Raw genomic sequence first — 13726 nt, 5'->3', positions numbered from 1 at the left:
GGGTGTCCCGGGGTGTCCTGGGGTGTCCATGGGGCCCTCTCTCCGCGTCCCGCGGAAACCGGGCGGCGGTCAGCGATGAGTTTCCCGGCCGCGGCCGGTCTTAATTAGGTGGAGGTGCTTCACACTGACCTTGGGGGAGTACTGGTGAACACGTTGAGTGGCCAGCGACCTGTCGAGGAGGCCGAGACGGAGATGCCGGCTGACGCCTTTGTGCGGCGGGCCGCACAGTTCCGCCCCGAACTGCTGGCGCACTGCTATCGCATGCTCGGCTCGGTCCATGACGCCGAGGACCTGGTCCAGGAGACGTATCTGCGCGCCTGGCGTGCCTACGACGGCTTCGAGGGCCGCTCCTCGCTGCGCTTCTGGCTCTACCGGATCGCCACCAGCGCCTGCCTCACCGCCCTGGAACACCACAGCCGCCGCTTCGTGCCGGCCGGCCTGAGCACCGCGAGCGACGACCCGACCGGCCCGCTCAACCCGGCCGGCCTGGAGGTCCCCTGGGTCCAGCCGATCCCGGACCTGCCCGTCGACCCGGCCGCCGTGGTCGCCTCGCGCGGCAGCGTACGGCTGGCGCTGATCGTGGCCCTCCAGCAACTCCCGCCCAAGCAGCGGGTGGTGCTGATCCTGCGGGACGTGCTGGCCTGGCGGGCCGCCGAGGTCGCCAAGCTGCTCGACACCAGCACCGCCGCGGTCAACAGCGCGCTGCAGCGCGCCCGCGCGCAGCTGGAGCAGATCGCCCCCACCGAGGACGACATCAGCGACTCCCTGGACGGCGAGAACCGCGTCCTGCTCGACCGCTACGCCAAGGCGTTCGAGAACGCCGACGTCGACGCGCTGCTCCAACTGCTGCGCGAGGACGTACGGCTGGAGATGCCGCCGGAGCCGGTCTGGTTCGCCGGCAAGGCGGTCGTCGGCCGCTTCCTGGGGGAGCGCGTCTTCACCGCGGCCGGCGCCCAGCGCCTGGTGCAGACCACGGCCAACGACGGCCAGCCCGCCATGGCCACCTACTGGCGCGGCGCCGACGGCCGTTACCACGCCCACGCCCTGCAACTGCTCACGCTGCGGGAGCACCGGGTCGCCCGGATCATCGCCTTCCGCGACCCCGCGCTGTTCCCCTTCTTCGGCCTGCCCAGGGAACTGCACTCCGCCACGTCGCCGGCGCCGTCATGGTCGGCCTGAAGCGGGCGGTCCGACTGCTGGAGGACGCCGTCCACTACGGTCTGCAGACCGTCGAGGGCGTCGGACCCGACGCGCTGTCCCGCCCCACACCCTGCTCCGGGTGGGACCTGGACACCCTGCTGTGCCATGTGAACGACTCCATGTCGGCGCTGCGCGAGGGCGCCGAAGACCGCTGCATCGAGCTGAATCCGGCGCCGGGCCGCGGCCGGGTGCCCGGCGGGCGGTCCACCGAACTGGTCGGCGCCTTCCGCGACGGCGCTCTCGACCTGCTGGTCGCCTGGCGGCGGATGGCCGTGGGCCAGCCGGGCATGGAGGTGGGCGAACTGTCGCTCGCCGACGAGACGGTGGCCTTCGTCGGGGCGGTGGAGATCGCCGTGCACGGCTGGGACATCGCCGAGGCGTGCGGTCTGCACCGGCCGATCCCCACCCCGCTGGCGCTGGCCATGCTGCAATGGGCCCCGCTGTTCGTGGACAACGGGGCGCGGCCGCTGCTGTTCGCCGCGCCGGTGCCCATCTCCCCGACGGCCAGCCCCAGCGACCGGCTGGTGGCCTATCTCGGCCGGCGGCCCGGCGGCTGAACGGACCGGCCGGGACATCCGCAGAAACGACTCGCCGCCGGACCCGATCGACAGGGTCCGGCGGCGAGCGTCATGTGCGGCATGTGCGGCCGCCCGACCCGAGGGGCGGGCGGCCGCGAGCGGGTCAGACCTGCTCGGCCGTCTGGAGCGTGGCCGGCACCAGCAGCGCGTTCGGGTTCGCCGCGTCCGCCTGCTGCTTGTTGGGCGCGAGCGCCGCGACTCCGGCGCCGACGATCGCCACCACCGCGGCGACGATCTCGGCGGCTTTGAAGCCGTGCATGAAGGAGGCCGGCGAGCTGTAGCCGCCGTTGGCCGCGAAGACGGCCGCCAGCACGGCGACACCGAAGACGCCGCCGCCCTCACGCACCGTGTTGTTCGTACCGGCCGCCACACCCGAGTCGATGATCGGCACCGAACCCACCACGGCGTTGGCCACGGTCGGGAACACCATCGCGATGCCGATACCGGCCACGATCAGCGGGCCCACCAGCGTGGTGTAGGCCACGTCCGGCTTGGAGACCAGCGCCAGCCACAGCAGACCACCGCCTTGCAGGATCAGGCCGAACATCATGAAGGGCTTGTTGCCGATCTTGTCCGACAGGCCGCCGGCGATGGGGGCGATCAGCATCGGCATCGCGGTCCACACCAGGATGCGCAGGCCCGCCTGGAGCGGATTGAACCCCAGTCCGACCTGGAACATCTGGGCGATCATGAACAGCGAGCCGATGAGCGAGAAGGACAGGAAGAAAGCGACGCCGTTGGCCGTGGAGAACCCGCGGCTGGAGAAGTACTCCAGCGGCAGCATCGGGAAGCGCGCCCGCCGTTGCCAGGTCAGGAACGCTCCCATCAGGACCGCGCCGACCACCAGCGCGATGATCACCTCGGGGTCGCCCCAGCCGATCGACGGGGCCCGCACCGGCGCCCACGTCAGGGCGAACAGCGAGGCGCAGACCAATGCCACGCCCACCAGGTCCAGTTGCGGACGAGCGCCCCTGCTGTCCTTCAGCAGCGCCAGGCACAGCACCATGACGGCCGCGCCCACCGGTACGTTGATCCAGAAGATCCACTGCCAGGAGATGTCCTGGATGATCAGACCGCCCAGCACCGGGCCCGCGGCGACACCGAGGCCGGTGATACCGCCCCAGATGCCGATCGCGGCGCCCCGCTTCTCGATCGGGAACGCGTCGCTGATCAGGGTGAGGGTCAGCGGCAGCACCACGGCCGCCCCCGCGCCCTGCACCACGCGGGCCGCGATCAGCGAACCCGTGGAGCTGGACAGCGCGCAGGCGATGGACGACAGCGTGAAGACACCGACGCCGAGTACGTACATATTGCGCCGGCCGAAACGGTCACCGAGCGCGGCGCCGGTGAGCATCAGGCTGGCGAAGGCGAGGTTGTAGCCGTTGATCGTCCATTCGAGGTCCGACAGGTTCGCGTGCAGGTGGGACTGCAGCGTAGGCAGTGCCGTCGACACGACCACCACGTCGAGAGACGTGAGGAATGCACCGAGCGAGGCCAGGATCAGCGTCGCCACCACCCCTGTGGGAGGAGCGGACGCCTCCGTGCTTGTTGACATCTGGAACCCTCCAGTTCGGCCGAGGCTCAGGCCCGCGGCGCCGTTGCGTTCGGCCGCCGGCCGACCCGCACACATCTGTGATGCACGGGCCGACGCCCTTCCCCCGCCCGCTCGGTGCGGACGTACGGCGGACGCGGCCCTCACGAATAAAGACCTCGCCCGGCCGTGAAACTCATCGCCCCGCGGAGGATCTCCGCACAGCACGACTGGAGAAGTCGGCGGATGAACCGTTCCTGCATGCTCAACTCCACACCGCCGCGCCTACAGCGACGGCGGGCCCGTCCGGCGACGGAATCCGACCCGAAAGGCAGGATCACCCATGCCCATAGCCGCAGTGATGACTTTCAAGGGCGCGACACTCGAGCAGTACGACCAGGCGCTGGCCGACATGGGCTTCAGCGCGGGCGGGGCGGCCGCCCCGGGTGAACTCTTCCACTTCGCCACCGCCATCGACGGCGGAATCCAGATCACCGAGATCTGGGAGTCGCCCGACCAGTTCGAGGCCTTCAGCCGTGATGTGGTCGGCCCCGCCGCGGGCAAGGCCGGTATCACCGAACTGCCCGAGGTCTCCGTCCTGCCGGTCCACAACCACCTGTCCGCCTGAGCCGGCCGGACACCCAGGTCGCAGCGGCGCCACCGCCGTACACACATCGAGGCAGCCTCGGTCCCCGGACCGAGGCTGCCTTTTTTTCATCGGAATTCGGCATTCGACAGCCAGCGGTTTTATCCTATCCGCCGCCGAGCGCCCGGCGGAAGGCGATTTCAGGAAATTTTGAGAGAGGGGGGCACGTATGAAGAAATAGCCAGAGTGGCCGGATCACTACCATGAATTACGGACTTCATCCGTGTGATTCGAGCCATTGCCTAAAAGGAGGCCACGGTGGGCGAAAGAATGAGGGAGCGTGCCGTCGTACTGGGCGGGAGCATATCCGGGCTGCTGGCGGCGCGGGCACTGAGCGAGACCTACCGCGAAGTGCTGGTGGTGGACCGCGACACGCTGGCCGGCGTGACCGGTGCCCGCCGGGTCGTGCCGCAGAGCGGCCACATCCACGCGCTGCTCGCCCGCGGCCAGCAGATACTGGAGGAGCTGTTCCCCGGATTCACCGACGAACTGGTCGCGCACGGCGCCCCGGTCGGTGACTTCAGCGAGCATCTCCGCTGGTACTTCGACGGCCGCATGCTCAAGCAGGTGCACACCGGTCTGATCTGTGTGGGCGCCGGCCGCCCGCTGCTGGAGGCCCGGCTGCGCTCCCGGGTCACCGCCCTGCCCAATGTCTCCTTCATGGAGCGCACCGACATCCTCGGACTCCAGGCGGCGGCCGGCGGCACCCGGGTGACCGGCGCCCGGGTCCAGCGGCAGGAGGAGGGCTCGGTCCCGCAGGTGCTCGCCGCCGACCTGGTGGTGGACGCCAGCGGCCGCGGCTCGCGTACCGCCCGCTGGCTGGAAGAACTCGGTTACGCCGCGGTCGTCGAGGAGCGGGTCAAGATGGGCCTGACCTACACCACGGGCGACTTCCTGGTGGAGCGGGAGGCCGACGAACTGGGCGAGGACCTGGCGAGCATCCCGGTCGCCACCCCCGGCTCACCGCGCGGCGCCATCTACGCCCGGCTGCCCGACCGGCACTCGGTCTCGCTGACCGGTATCGCCGGTGAGCGCCCGCCGACCGACCGGGCCGGATTCCTGGCGTACGTCAAGTCGCTGCCGGTGCCGGAGATCTACCGGGCCGTCCGGGACGCGGAGTTCCTCGGCGACCCGGTCACCTTCCAGTTCCCGCAGAGCGTACGGCGCCACTACGAGAAGATGCCCCGCTTCCCCGCCGGGCTGCTGCTGATCGGCGACGCCGCCTGCATCTTCAACCCGGTCTACGGACAGGGGATGACGGTGGCGGCGATGGAGGCCCATCTGCTGCGCGAGCACCTGAGCCGGGACGCCGAGCCGAACCCGCGCGCCTATCTGCGCGATGTCGCCCGTACCATCAACGCGCCGTGGGACATGTCGGCCGGCGCGGACCTCGGCTTCCCCAGCACGGAGGGCAAGCGCACCATGAAGGTCAAGATGGGCAATATGTTCATCCCCCGCCTCCAGGTCGCTGCGAGCACCGACGCGAAACTCTCCGCCATGTTCCTGCGCACGGCCGGGCTGGTGGCGAGACCCGAGTCCCTGATGACGCCGGCGGTGATGCTGCGGGTCCTGCGCGGCAAGGGGACACCCGTCACAGGCCCCGCTCCGGAACCGGTTGACGCCTCGGTCCGGAGCGATGCCTCGACAACGGCCGTCTAGCTACACGGGGTTGAGCCCGTCGGCCGTCAGCATGTAGGCGAGGTGGGTCTGGTGCGGATCTCCGGCCAGGCCCACCAGCGCGTCGCCGACGATCTCAGGAGTCAGGATCGTCCCCATGTTGCGGACGAAGGCCTCCGTGGTGATGCCCTGGGCCGCGGCGTAGGCCGCCGCCCCGTTCGCCCCCAGATCGGTGGCGGGCGAGAGCATCGGCAGGACGGACAGGAAGCGGATCCCCAGCTCCCGGCTCTGGGACTCGGCCGCCGCGTAGTTCGAGATGAAGCGGACTGTGGCCTTGGCGCCGGAGTAGCCGCCGCTGAGCGGCGAGCCGCGCAGCGCCGCCGCGCTGGAGATGGAGATGACACTGCTGCCCGCGGGCAGCGGCTGGCGCAGCGCCGCCCGCACCCAGTTGAACACCTGCTGCACGTCCACCTCCCAGTTGTTCCGGAAGGTGTCCCAGGTGTGCTCCTGGATCGGCCGGGTGACCGGGTTGGCCCCCGCGTTGAGCACCACGGTGCGCGGTTCGTAGCGCACCAGCAGTTCGGCGGCCAGCTCGGGGTCGGTGGCGTCGCCACGGACCCCGATGAAGGCGTCGCCCAACTCGCCGTGCAGTTTCTCCAGGGCCTCGCCGTCCCGGGCGAGCCCGATGACGCGGGCCCCGGCCTGAGCGAGCGCCGTCGCGGTGCCGCGGCCGAAGCCGCGGCTCGCGCCGGTCACGATCACGGTCGAGCCCGCGACCTCCGATAGCGACATGGAAATCTCCTCGTTCGTCGATCTCGTTCGTTGATATGTCTCACCAATAGAGACCCCGCCCGGAGGTGAAATTCATCGAAAGGGGGATCATCCCGCCGGGTGCACGGTCATCGGCAGCCCGCCGCGGATACGCAGCGTCAGCATCGGCTCGGGCTGGGCCCGGTAGCCGCTCACCGCGGTCAGCCGCAGATCCCGGGCGACGGTGGCGAGCACGATGGTGGCCTCCATCATCCCCAGGTTGTTGCCCACGCAGAACCGGGGACCGGCCCCGAACGGGATGTACGCGTACCGGGCCCGGCCCGCGGACCTGCCCGGCTCGAAGCGGTCCGGGTCGAAGTCGTCCGGCCGGTCCCAGTGGCCCGGATGGCGGTGCAGGGTGTACGGGCAGATCAGCACGTCGGCGCCGGCCGGGACGCGGTAGCCGCCGATCTCGTCCGCCTCCTGCGCCAGCCGGGGCAGGATCCACACCGGCGGATAGAGCCGCATCACCTCCTCGATCACCCGGGTGGTGTAGGTGAGGCTGTGCATGTCCGCCAGCGACAGCGGCCCGCCGCCCAGGACCGAGACCGCCTCCTCGTGCAGCCGCCGCCGTATCTCCGGATGCCGGTCGATCAGATAGAACGCCCAGCTCAGCGTCGAGGCCGTGGTCTCGTGCCCGGCGAGCAGCAGGGTGACCAGCTCGTCCCGCATCCGGGTCAGCGCGACCGCCCGGTCCGGCTCCTCCTTCGTCGCCTCGATCAGCCGGCTCACCACGTCGTCGCCGACGGCGCGCGGATGGTCCAGCCGGTCGGCCCGGAGCCGGGCCACGACCTGCTCCAGGCTGCGCCGCGCCTGCCGGAAGCGCAGCTGGTGGGGCAGCGGCAGCCAGCCCGGGACGGCGTTGAGCGACATCATCTCGAACATCGCCTGGTTCTGCACGGCCTCGAAGTCGTCGCCCATCGAGGCGAATTCGCTGAGGTCGGCGGCCAGCAGCGTCCGGCCGAGCACCCCCAGCGTCAGCTCGGTCATCATCTTGCGCACATCGACCGAGCCGTGGCCGATGTGCCCGCGCAGCCGGGCGGTGAGCAGCTCGGCCTCGTCGGCGACCGCGTTGAGCTGCAGGTTGATCCGCTTGGCCTGGAAGACCGGCTGCATCGTCCTGCGCTGGCTCTTCCACAGCTCGCCCTCGCTGGTGAGCAGGCCGTCGCCCAGCGCCTTGCGGGCGTGCACCAGACCGATGCCCTTGTGGAAGTTGGCCGGGTTGTCGGCCAGCACGTGCTTGGCGTGCTCCGGGCTGTTGAAGAAGTAGAGCGTCTTCGGACCGAGCGGCAGCCGCGCCGCGTCGCCGAAGCGCGCCGCCACCTGCGTCATCACCTCCAGCCGGTTCCTGGCCATCCGGCGCAGCAGGTTCGGCGCCTCCCGCCGCCGCGGTCCCGGCGGCTCCAGGCCGCCCCCGGTCGGAGCGCCCCGGACCAGACCGGTGTCGACGGCGGTCACCGCCCGGTCTCCTCGACCGAGGCGAACTGGGCGGCGATCCGCTGCCGCCACACCTCGTAGGCCGGGGTGTCACCGGAGAACGGCGGCACCGGCTTGGCCGCCGCGCTGATCTCGTGCGCCTGCACCGCGGGCATGCCGCACAGCACCTTGGTGGCCAGATCGGTGTGCGGCACCAGCAGCCCCGCCTCGAACCGCGCGGTGGCCGCGAAGGCGCTGGCCTGCGCGACCAGCGGCAGATGCGGGCCGGACAGCTCGCGGAAGGTGAGGAGTTCCTGCTCGGTGACCCCGCCGGCGTAGGTCGCGGCGAGCCCCGCGCCGCTGTAGAGGTCCTCGTGCCGCGGCTCGGGGAACCGGTCGATCAGCCGGGCCACCTCCACCGGGTCCGTACCGCCGATGAACCACAGCGCCCGCCCGATGCCCTGGTCGATCGCCCGGTCCGCGTACCAGCGCGGGCCCTCGGCCGGCCAGGGGAAGGACGGCTCCCGGTACTGCTGGTGCACATACTTCTGGGTCTTGAAGTACGCCTGGTGGAAGCCGTATCCGTCCAGCACGAGCCAGCGCAGCAGCGGATCGGTGACGTTGACCACCGGCCAGCGGAACCGCGGCAGCCGGGCCATCGCCCAGCCCACCCCCACGTACACCATGTAGATGTGGTCCCGGCCGCGGCCGCGCGCGAACGTCTCGACCAGGTCGTGCCGGCCGAACGGCAGGCCGTCGCGCACCGCGAACCCCATCGCGGCCCCCTCGTACCCGAAACCGCGGAACCTGCTGGGCAGTTCCTCCAGCCGCTCCTCGGCCTCGGCCGGTTCGCTCGCCTCGGCGGCGTAGGCGTAGCCGCGCAGAAACGTGCGGCCCACCGTCTCCAGGAGATCGCGCGCCGGGGCATCCTTCACATGGAAGCCGCGCACGGAGAGTTCTGTCTCGGAATCATTGGGTGTCAGAACGCGACGCCTGAGCGAACGCAATGGACTGGTCACCATGGTCTCCTTCCGGGCTTTCGACCGGCGCAATTGTGTTGCCGATCATTCCAGCCCCCGGTGGCAGCTGCCTACTCCGAAATTGCCCGTTGGCACCCGTTGATTCAGCCGGGATCGAGAAATTGCCCGATCGGCCCCGGCAGCGTATCCGACCGTATCCGAGCACGGGCGGGACTACCGTTGGAAATATCTTGGCGCTAGCCTGACCCGCATGGTGGAGACTGGAAATCGCAAACCGGTCAGACCGGTTCCCAAGGTGGCGGTCCTGGCCACCATATTCGTGGCTGTCTTTGTGTCCAATGTGGACCTCTTCGTGGTGAACGTCGCCCTTCCGGATATCGGCCGTGATCTCAGCGGCGCGTCGCTCGGCGCGCTCTCCTGGGTGCTCAACGCCTACGCGATCGTGTTCGCCGCGCTGCTGGTGGTGGCCGGCCGGCTCGCCGACCGGCACGGACAGCGCATCGGCTTCCAACTCGGCCTGGCGCTGTTCACCGTGGGGTCGGCGATGTGCGCGGTGGCCGGCTCGGTGGGCTGGCTGGTGGCCGCCCGCTGCATCCAGGCGGTCGGCGCCGCGGCGCTGCTGCCGACCTCGCTCGCCCTGATGCTGGCCGTCACCGAACCCGCCCGCCGGGCCGGCATGGTGCGCGCCTGGAGCGCGGTCGGCGGTGTGGCGGCGGCGCTCGGGCCGGTGCTCGGCGGAGTGCTGGTGCAGGCCAGCTGGCGCTGGGTGTTCATCATCAATGTGCCGATCGGCGTGGTCGCGCTGGCGCTGGGCGCGCGGGTGCTGCCCAAGGTGGCCTCCGACCGCTCCGGCGCCGGCCCCGACCTCCTCGGCGCGGTGATGGTCACCGTGTCCATCGGCGCGCTCTCCCTCGGACTGGTCAGGAGCAATGAGTGGGGCTGGGGCGACCCCCGCACGCTCGGCTGCTTCGCCGTCGCGCTGCTGCTGCTCGCCGGCTTCCTGCGCCAGTCCCGGCGGCATCCGGCCCCGATCGTGGAGATGGCGATCCTGCGCAACAGCAGATTCAGCATGGCCAGCGCCTCGATGCTGCTGTTCACGCTGGCCTTCGCCGGGGTGACGCTGTCCTCGGCGCTGTGGTGCCAGGACGTCTGGGGCTACTCGGCGCTCCGCACCGGGCTCGCGCTGGCCCCCGGGCCGCTGATGGTGCCCGCGCTCGTGGTCGTCTCCGGCTCGCTGGCCAGGCGCTTCGGCCCGGGCCCGGTGTCGGCGGTCGGCAATCTGCTCTTCGGCGTCGGCATCCTGTGGTGGCCGCTGACGGTCAGCGCGACACCGCACTACGCGACCGCGATGCTGCCCGGCTTCCTGATCGGCGGCGTCGGTGTGGGGCTGTGCCTGCCCACCCTGACCGCGGCCGGCGCCACCGCCCTGCCGCCCCAGCGGCTGGCCACCGGCGCAGGTGTCATCACCATGGCCCGCCAGATCGGCGCGGTGCTCGGCGTCGCGGTGCTCGTCGGTGTCCTCGGCACCCCGCACAGCCTCGGCGGGGCGGTGCACGCCTACCGGAACGGCTGGTACGTGCTGTCCGCGGTGAGCGTGCTGGCCGCCGTCGTCGCGCTGGCGGTGGGCAGGCCGCCCGCGGCCGGCGCGGCCGCCGACCCACCACGGCCCGAGACCGACGCGGCTCCCCGCGTCGGCCCGGGTGTCCGCGGCGCCTGACCGCCGCGGACGGCCGGTCGGCCGGACGGCCGTCGGGCCGGGCGGCAGCCCCCTCCGGGGAGGGGGCTGCCGCCTTCGCCGTGCCGGTCTGAGCGGGCGGACACGGACGGGCCGGTCCGGCGCCTTGTGGCGCCGGACCGGCCCGGATCGACAGCTGTGCTCGGTCCGCGGATCAGCCCGCGAGCCGCCCGTCCCGCTCAGCGAGGCGGGCGCGGATGCTGCGCCGCCACAGCTCGTACGCGGGCACCGGCCCGTCCGTGCGCGCGTCACCCTCGGTGCTGTCGGCCAGCTCCACCGCCTCGGCGACGGTGAGGTCGGTCAGCGCCAGGGTGGCGTCGGCGCTGTAGCGCGGGATGTGACCGGCGTAGTCCCGGGCCTTCGCGGCCAGGATCGCGCCCAGGCTGACCTCGGGGCGGTGCTCCTCGGCCCGCTTGCGCAGCTCGGTGAGATCCGCGGCCTCGGCGCCGCCGGCGAAGGCCGCCGCCAGGCCGACCCCGCTCCACAGGTCCGCCTGCCGGTGCGCCGGGAAACCGGCCACCCGGGCCGCCACCGGGACGACGTCCGCGCCGTGGATGAACCACAGCGCCCGCCCGATCCCCTGGTCCACCGCCCGCAGGAAGTAGTCGGGATCGCCGGCCCACGGGTACGGCGCCGGCACGAGCTTCTCGTCCACCCAGCGCTTGGTGTCGAAATACGCCCGGTCGAAGCCGTAGCCGTCCACCGCCAGCCAGCTCATGGTGGGGTAGTACGGCGAGCCGCCCAGGTCCGGGAGCACCTTCGCCCAGAGCCGGCGCGGCAGCCGCGCCATCGCGAAGCCGATCCCGATGTAGGTCAGGAAGATGTACGGCTGCGCGGGCCCGAGCAGGAACTCGCGGGAGCGCTCCCCGCGCATCGCGTCGCGGATGGTGAACGCCATCGTGGCGCCCTCGTAGGCGAAGCCGCGCAGCTCGGGTTCCACGACCGCCAGCCGGCGCTCCACCTCCCACTGGTCGCGCGAGTCGATCGCCCATTCGAATCCGCAGATGACCGACTGCGGGATCGCCTCCAGCCGTTCGGTGATCTCCGAGGGCCGGACCGGGAATCCGCGCCGTTGAAAGGTCACGGCGGCCAGTGACGGCGCCATGGCCAGCCTGCGCAGCGAACCGAACACGGTGGACATCGACTGCCTCCCAGGAGTCGCCAGGGCTCCCATGATCCGGACCGAGGGGCCCGCGGCGCCTCTTCCGTATTGCCGGACCGTGAGGCCGGGCGCCGTAACCCCCGCTGGCCCGCTCGCCGGGCCGGAATGCGCCGGGTTCATTAGCATGAGGTCGGCGGTCGTCGGCACCGATACCGCCTGCTTCGCACCGTGCTGCACAGCCCGACCAAGGCACTCCCGGAAGGTTGGCGCGATGTCCAAGAGCAATTCGTCCGGTCGTACGAAGAGCAGTCAGCCGTGGCTGCACCAGAAGAGCGGCGTGATCCAGGAATTCGGCACCGTCAAGCAGTTCCCCATCGGGCTCTCCTACGACGCGCGCATGTATTCCTGCGAGCGGCTGAGCCGGATTCTCGCGGACACCCAGATGCTGTACAGCCTCTACAAGAAATCCCACTGGCTCATGCGCGGCCCGACCTTCTACCAGCTGCATCTTCTCCTCGACAAGCACGCCGGCGAGCAGCTGGAACTGGTGGACACCATCGCCGAGCGGATGCAGTCGCTGGGCGGCGTCGCGGTGGGCGACCCCCGCCACGCGGCGGAGATCACCTCGGTCCCGCGCCCGCCGGACGGCGTGGAGGAGGTGCCAGCCATGCTCTCGCGCCTGCTCGAAGCGCATGAGCTCATCCTCGTGGACTCGCACGACACCGCCGCCCGCACCGCCGAGATGGGCGACGACGGCACCAACGACCTGCTGGTCTCCGAGGTGATCCGCACCGGCGAACTGCAGTGCTGGTTCATCGCCGAGCACCTGGTGGACACACCCCTGGTGCACGTCTGACGTCTCCCCGGCCCGTCTCCCCTGGCCCGTCTCCCCGGCCCGTCTCCCCTGGCCCGTCTCCTCAGCCCCGAGGACACCATGACCACACTGCTCAAAGGCGTGATGTACGGCGCCGCGGCGGGGGCCGCGGGCACGACCGTCCTGGACAGCGTCACCTACCTCGACATGACCTTCCGGGGCCGGCCGGCCAGCCACACGCCCGAGGCCACCGTGGAGCGCCTCGCGCGGGATCTGCACGTCGCGGTCCCCGGGAACGCGGCCAAGCGGCGGAATCGGATCGCCGGCCTGGCCCCGCTCACCGGTATCGCCGCCGGTGTGGGGATGGGCGCGGTCCTCGGCCTGGCCCGCGCGGCCGGCTGGCGCCCGCCGGTGGCGGTCACCTACGCCGCCGCCACGGTGGGCGCGCTGATCGGCACCAACGGCCCGATGACCGTACTGAAGGTGACCGATCCGCGGACCTGGACGGCCGGGGACTGGGCGGCCGACATCGTGCCGCACCTGGCCTACGCGGCGCTGACCGTCTCGGTGCTGACGTGGCTCGACGGCTGAGCAGCACAGAAGGGGCGGGCTTCCGCCCCGCCCCTTCCGTCTTTCGTCACAGGGCGAACCGGTCGACGACGGTCGCGCAGAAGGCGGGCAGGTCGGCCGGGGAGCGGCTGGAGATGAGCTTGCCGTCGACGACGACCTCCTCGTCCACCACATCGGCGCCGGCGTTGCGCAGATCGGTGCGGATGCTGGGGTAGGAGGTGATGCGGCGTCCGCGCAGCACATCGGCCTCGGCCATCGTCCACGGTCCGTGGCAGATGGTCGCCATCGGCTTGTCGGCCTCCGCGAACGCCTTGACGAAGGCGACCGCGTCGGCGCTGGTGCGCAGCTGGTCCGGATTCATCGTGCCGCCGGGCATGAGCAGCGCGTCGTAGTCGTCGACGGAGGCATCGGAGACGAGCTTGTCGACGGAGAAGGTCCCGGCGGCGTCCAGGTCCATCTGGCGGGCCTGGATGTCACCGCCGTGCAAGGACAGCAGCTCGGTGTCCGCCCCCGCCCCGAGCAGTGCGCCGCGCGGTTCCTCGAGTTCCACTCGCTCGACGCCGTCGGCGGCCAGGATGGCTACCTTCCGGCCCTCAAGTGTCTGTGCCATGGTCGAGGCTCCTTCGGAAATCGTTGAACTCTCACTCCCCCGAGTCCCCGAGTTCCCCCCTCCCCATCCAGCCTCGCACCCGGCGGCGCGCACTCAAAACGCCTCGGGCGCCGGACA

The 13726-nt window shown here is 71.2% G+C and carries 13 protein-coding genes; 7 read left to right on the top strand and 6 right to left on the bottom strand.

The window, feature by feature from the left end; translation table 11 throughout:
• The first annotated feature begins 144 nt into the window (after nucleotides 1-144).
• Together ACFO3J_RS13090 and ACFO3J_RS13085 are read left to right on the top strand one after the other, a co-directional pair.
• Nucleotides 145-1179, top strand: a complete 1035-nt coding sequence (locus ACFO3J_RS13090) for a sigma-70 family RNA polymerase sigma factor (protein WP_386429361.1) — start codon at nucleotides 145-147, stop codon at nucleotides 1177-1179.
• Nucleotides 1167-1757, top strand: coding sequence for a TIGR03086 family metal-binding protein (locus ACFO3J_RS13085; RefSeq protein WP_386429359.1), 591 nt, complete (start codon nucleotides 1167-1169; stop codon nucleotides 1755-1757). The genes ACFO3J_RS13090 and ACFO3J_RS13085 overlap by 13 nt, the downstream gene beginning before the upstream one ends.
• Nucleotides 1758-1881: 124 nt before the next feature.
• Here the strand turns inward: ACFO3J_RS13085 and ACFO3J_RS13080 are convergent, their stop codons facing one another.
• The gene (locus ACFO3J_RS13080) at nucleotides 1882-3333 is read right to left on the bottom strand and encodes an MFS transporter (RefSeq protein ID WP_386429357.1); all 1452 of its coding nucleotides are present in this window, start codon (nucleotides 3331-3333) and stop codon (nucleotides 1882-1884) included.
• A 319-nt stretch (nucleotides 3334-3652) separates the two neighbouring features.
• Here ACFO3J_RS13080 and ACFO3J_RS13075 point away from each other — a divergent pair, with 319 nt between their 5' ends.
• Both ACFO3J_RS13075 and ACFO3J_RS13070 read left to right on the top strand, forming a co-directional pair.
• Nucleotides 3653-3937 carry a hypothetical protein gene (locus ACFO3J_RS13075; protein ID WP_386429355.1) on the top strand — a complete coding sequence of 95 codons (285 nt, stop codon included), beginning with the start codon at nucleotides 3653-3655 and terminating at the stop codon, nucleotides 3935-3937.
• Between the two features lie 276 nt (nucleotides 3938-4213).
• A complete protein-coding gene (locus ACFO3J_RS13070) occupies nucleotides 4214-5614 on the top strand; it encodes an FAD-dependent oxidoreductase (protein WP_386429354.1) in 1401 nt (466 codons plus the stop codon).
• Here ACFO3J_RS13070 and ACFO3J_RS13065 read toward each other — a convergent pair whose 3' ends face one another.
• The 3 genes from ACFO3J_RS13065 to ACFO3J_RS13055 form a co-directional block, all read right to left on the bottom strand.
• The gene (locus tag ACFO3J_RS13065) at nucleotides 5615-6364 is read right to left on the bottom strand and encodes an SDR family oxidoreductase (RefSeq protein ID WP_386429352.1); all 750 of its coding nucleotides are present in this window, start codon (nucleotides 6362-6364) and stop codon (nucleotides 5615-5617) included. It abuts the gene before it with no gap.
• A gap of 87 nt (nucleotides 6365-6451) precedes the next feature.
• Nucleotides 6452-7738 (bottom strand): cytochrome P450, encoded by a 1287-nt coding sequence (locus tag ACFO3J_RS13060; RefSeq protein WP_386430198.1) that lies wholly within the window; start codon nucleotides 7736-7738, stop codon nucleotides 6452-6454.
• A 98-nt stretch (nucleotides 7739-7836) separates the two neighbouring features.
• Complete coding sequence (locus tag ACFO3J_RS13055) at nucleotides 7837-8820, bottom strand: DUF1702 family protein (protein ID WP_386429350.1); 984 nt, start codon at nucleotides 8818-8820, stop codon at nucleotides 7837-7839.
• Between the two features lie 208 nt (nucleotides 8821-9028).
• On the opposite strand from ACFO3J_RS13055, the gene ACFO3J_RS13050 reads away from it, so the two are divergent.
• Nucleotides 9029-10495 carry an MFS transporter gene (locus tag ACFO3J_RS13050; RefSeq protein WP_386429348.1) on the top strand — a complete coding sequence of 489 codons (1467 nt, stop codon included), beginning with the start codon at nucleotides 9029-9031 and terminating at the stop codon, nucleotides 10493-10495.
• Between the two features lie 172 nt (nucleotides 10496-10667).
• Here the strand turns inward: ACFO3J_RS13050 and ACFO3J_RS13045 are convergent, their stop codons facing one another.
• Nucleotides 10668-11654, bottom strand: coding sequence for a DUF1702 family protein (locus tag ACFO3J_RS13045; protein ID WP_386429346.1), 987 nt, complete (start codon nucleotides 11652-11654; stop codon nucleotides 10668-10670).
• A gap of 232 nt (nucleotides 11655-11886) precedes the next feature.
• Between ACFO3J_RS13045 and ACFO3J_RS13040 the strand changes: the two genes are divergently transcribed.
• A complete protein-coding gene (locus ACFO3J_RS13040) occupies nucleotides 11887-12471 on the top strand; it encodes a Dps family protein (RefSeq protein ID WP_386429344.1) in 585 nt (194 codons plus the stop codon).
• A gap of 78 nt (nucleotides 12472-12549) precedes the next feature.
• Nucleotides 12550-13020 carry a hypothetical protein gene (locus tag ACFO3J_RS13035; protein ID WP_386429342.1) on the top strand — a complete coding sequence of 157 codons (471 nt, stop codon included), beginning with the start codon at nucleotides 12550-12552 and terminating at the stop codon, nucleotides 13018-13020.
• A 46-nt stretch (nucleotides 13021-13066) separates the two neighbouring features.
• On the opposite strand, the gene ACFO3J_RS13030 is transcribed toward ACFO3J_RS13035, so the two are convergent.
• The gene (locus ACFO3J_RS13030; RefSeq protein WP_386429340.1) at nucleotides 13067-13609 is read right to left on the bottom strand and encodes a type 1 glutamine amidotransferase domain-containing protein; all 543 of its coding nucleotides are present in this window, start codon (nucleotides 13607-13609) and stop codon (nucleotides 13067-13069) included.
• Nucleotides 13610-13726: the final 117 nt, after the last annotated feature.

The sequence above is a fragment of the Streptomyces polygonati genome (assembly GCF_042650325.1).
Lineage (GTDB): Bacteria > Actinomycetota > Actinomycetes > Streptomycetales > Streptomycetaceae > Actinacidiphila > Actinacidiphila polygonati.
Note: the sequence above shows the minus strand (reverse complement) of the source record. Positions and strands in the feature narration are given on the sequence as shown.

What these genes read in the sequence shown, in the direction of transcription:
- ACFO3J_RS13085 (WP_386429359.1), top strand. Translation starts at nt 1,167, where the DNA reads ATGGTCGGCCTGAAGCGGGCGGTCCGACTGCTGGAGGACGCCGTCCAC.
- ACFO3J_RS13080 (WP_386429357.1), bottom strand. Translation starts at nt 3,333, where the DNA reads ATGTCAACAAGCACGGAGGCGTCCGCTCCTCCCACAGGGGTGGTGGCG.
- ACFO3J_RS13075 (WP_386429355.1), top strand. Translation starts at nt 3,653, where the DNA reads ATGCCCATAGCCGCAGTGATGACTTTCAAGGGCGCGACACTCGAGCAG.
- ACFO3J_RS13065 (WP_386429352.1), bottom strand. Translation starts at nt 6,364, where the DNA reads ATGTCGCTATCGGAGGTCGCGGGCTCGACCGTGATCGTGACCGGCGCG.
- ACFO3J_RS13060 (WP_386430198.1), bottom strand. Translation starts at nt 7,738, where the DNA reads ATGGCCAGGAACCGGCTGGAGGTGATGACGCAGGTGGCGGCGCGCTTC.
- ACFO3J_RS13055 (WP_386429350.1), bottom strand. Translation starts at nt 8,820, where the DNA reads ATGGTGACCAGTCCATTGCGTTCGCTCAGGCGTCGCGTTCTGACACCC.
- ACFO3J_RS13050 (WP_386429348.1), top strand. Translation starts at nt 9,029, where the DNA reads ATGGTGGAGACTGGAAATCGCAAACCGGTCAGACCGGTTCCCAAGGTG.
- ACFO3J_RS13045 (WP_386429346.1), bottom strand. Translation starts at nt 11,654, where the DNA reads ATGTCCACCGTGTTCGGTTCGCTGCGCAGGCTGGCCATGGCGCCGTCA.
- ACFO3J_RS13040 (WP_386429344.1), top strand. Translation starts at nt 11,887, where the DNA reads ATGTCCAAGAGCAATTCGTCCGGTCGTACGAAGAGCAGTCAGCCGTGG.
- ACFO3J_RS13035 (WP_386429342.1), top strand. Translation starts at nt 12,550, where the DNA reads ATGACCACACTGCTCAAAGGCGTGATGTACGGCGCCGCGGCGGGGGCC.
- ACFO3J_RS13030 (WP_386429340.1), bottom strand. Translation starts at nt 13,609, where the DNA reads ATGGCACAGACACTTGAGGGCCGGAAGGTAGCCATCCTGGCCGCCGAC.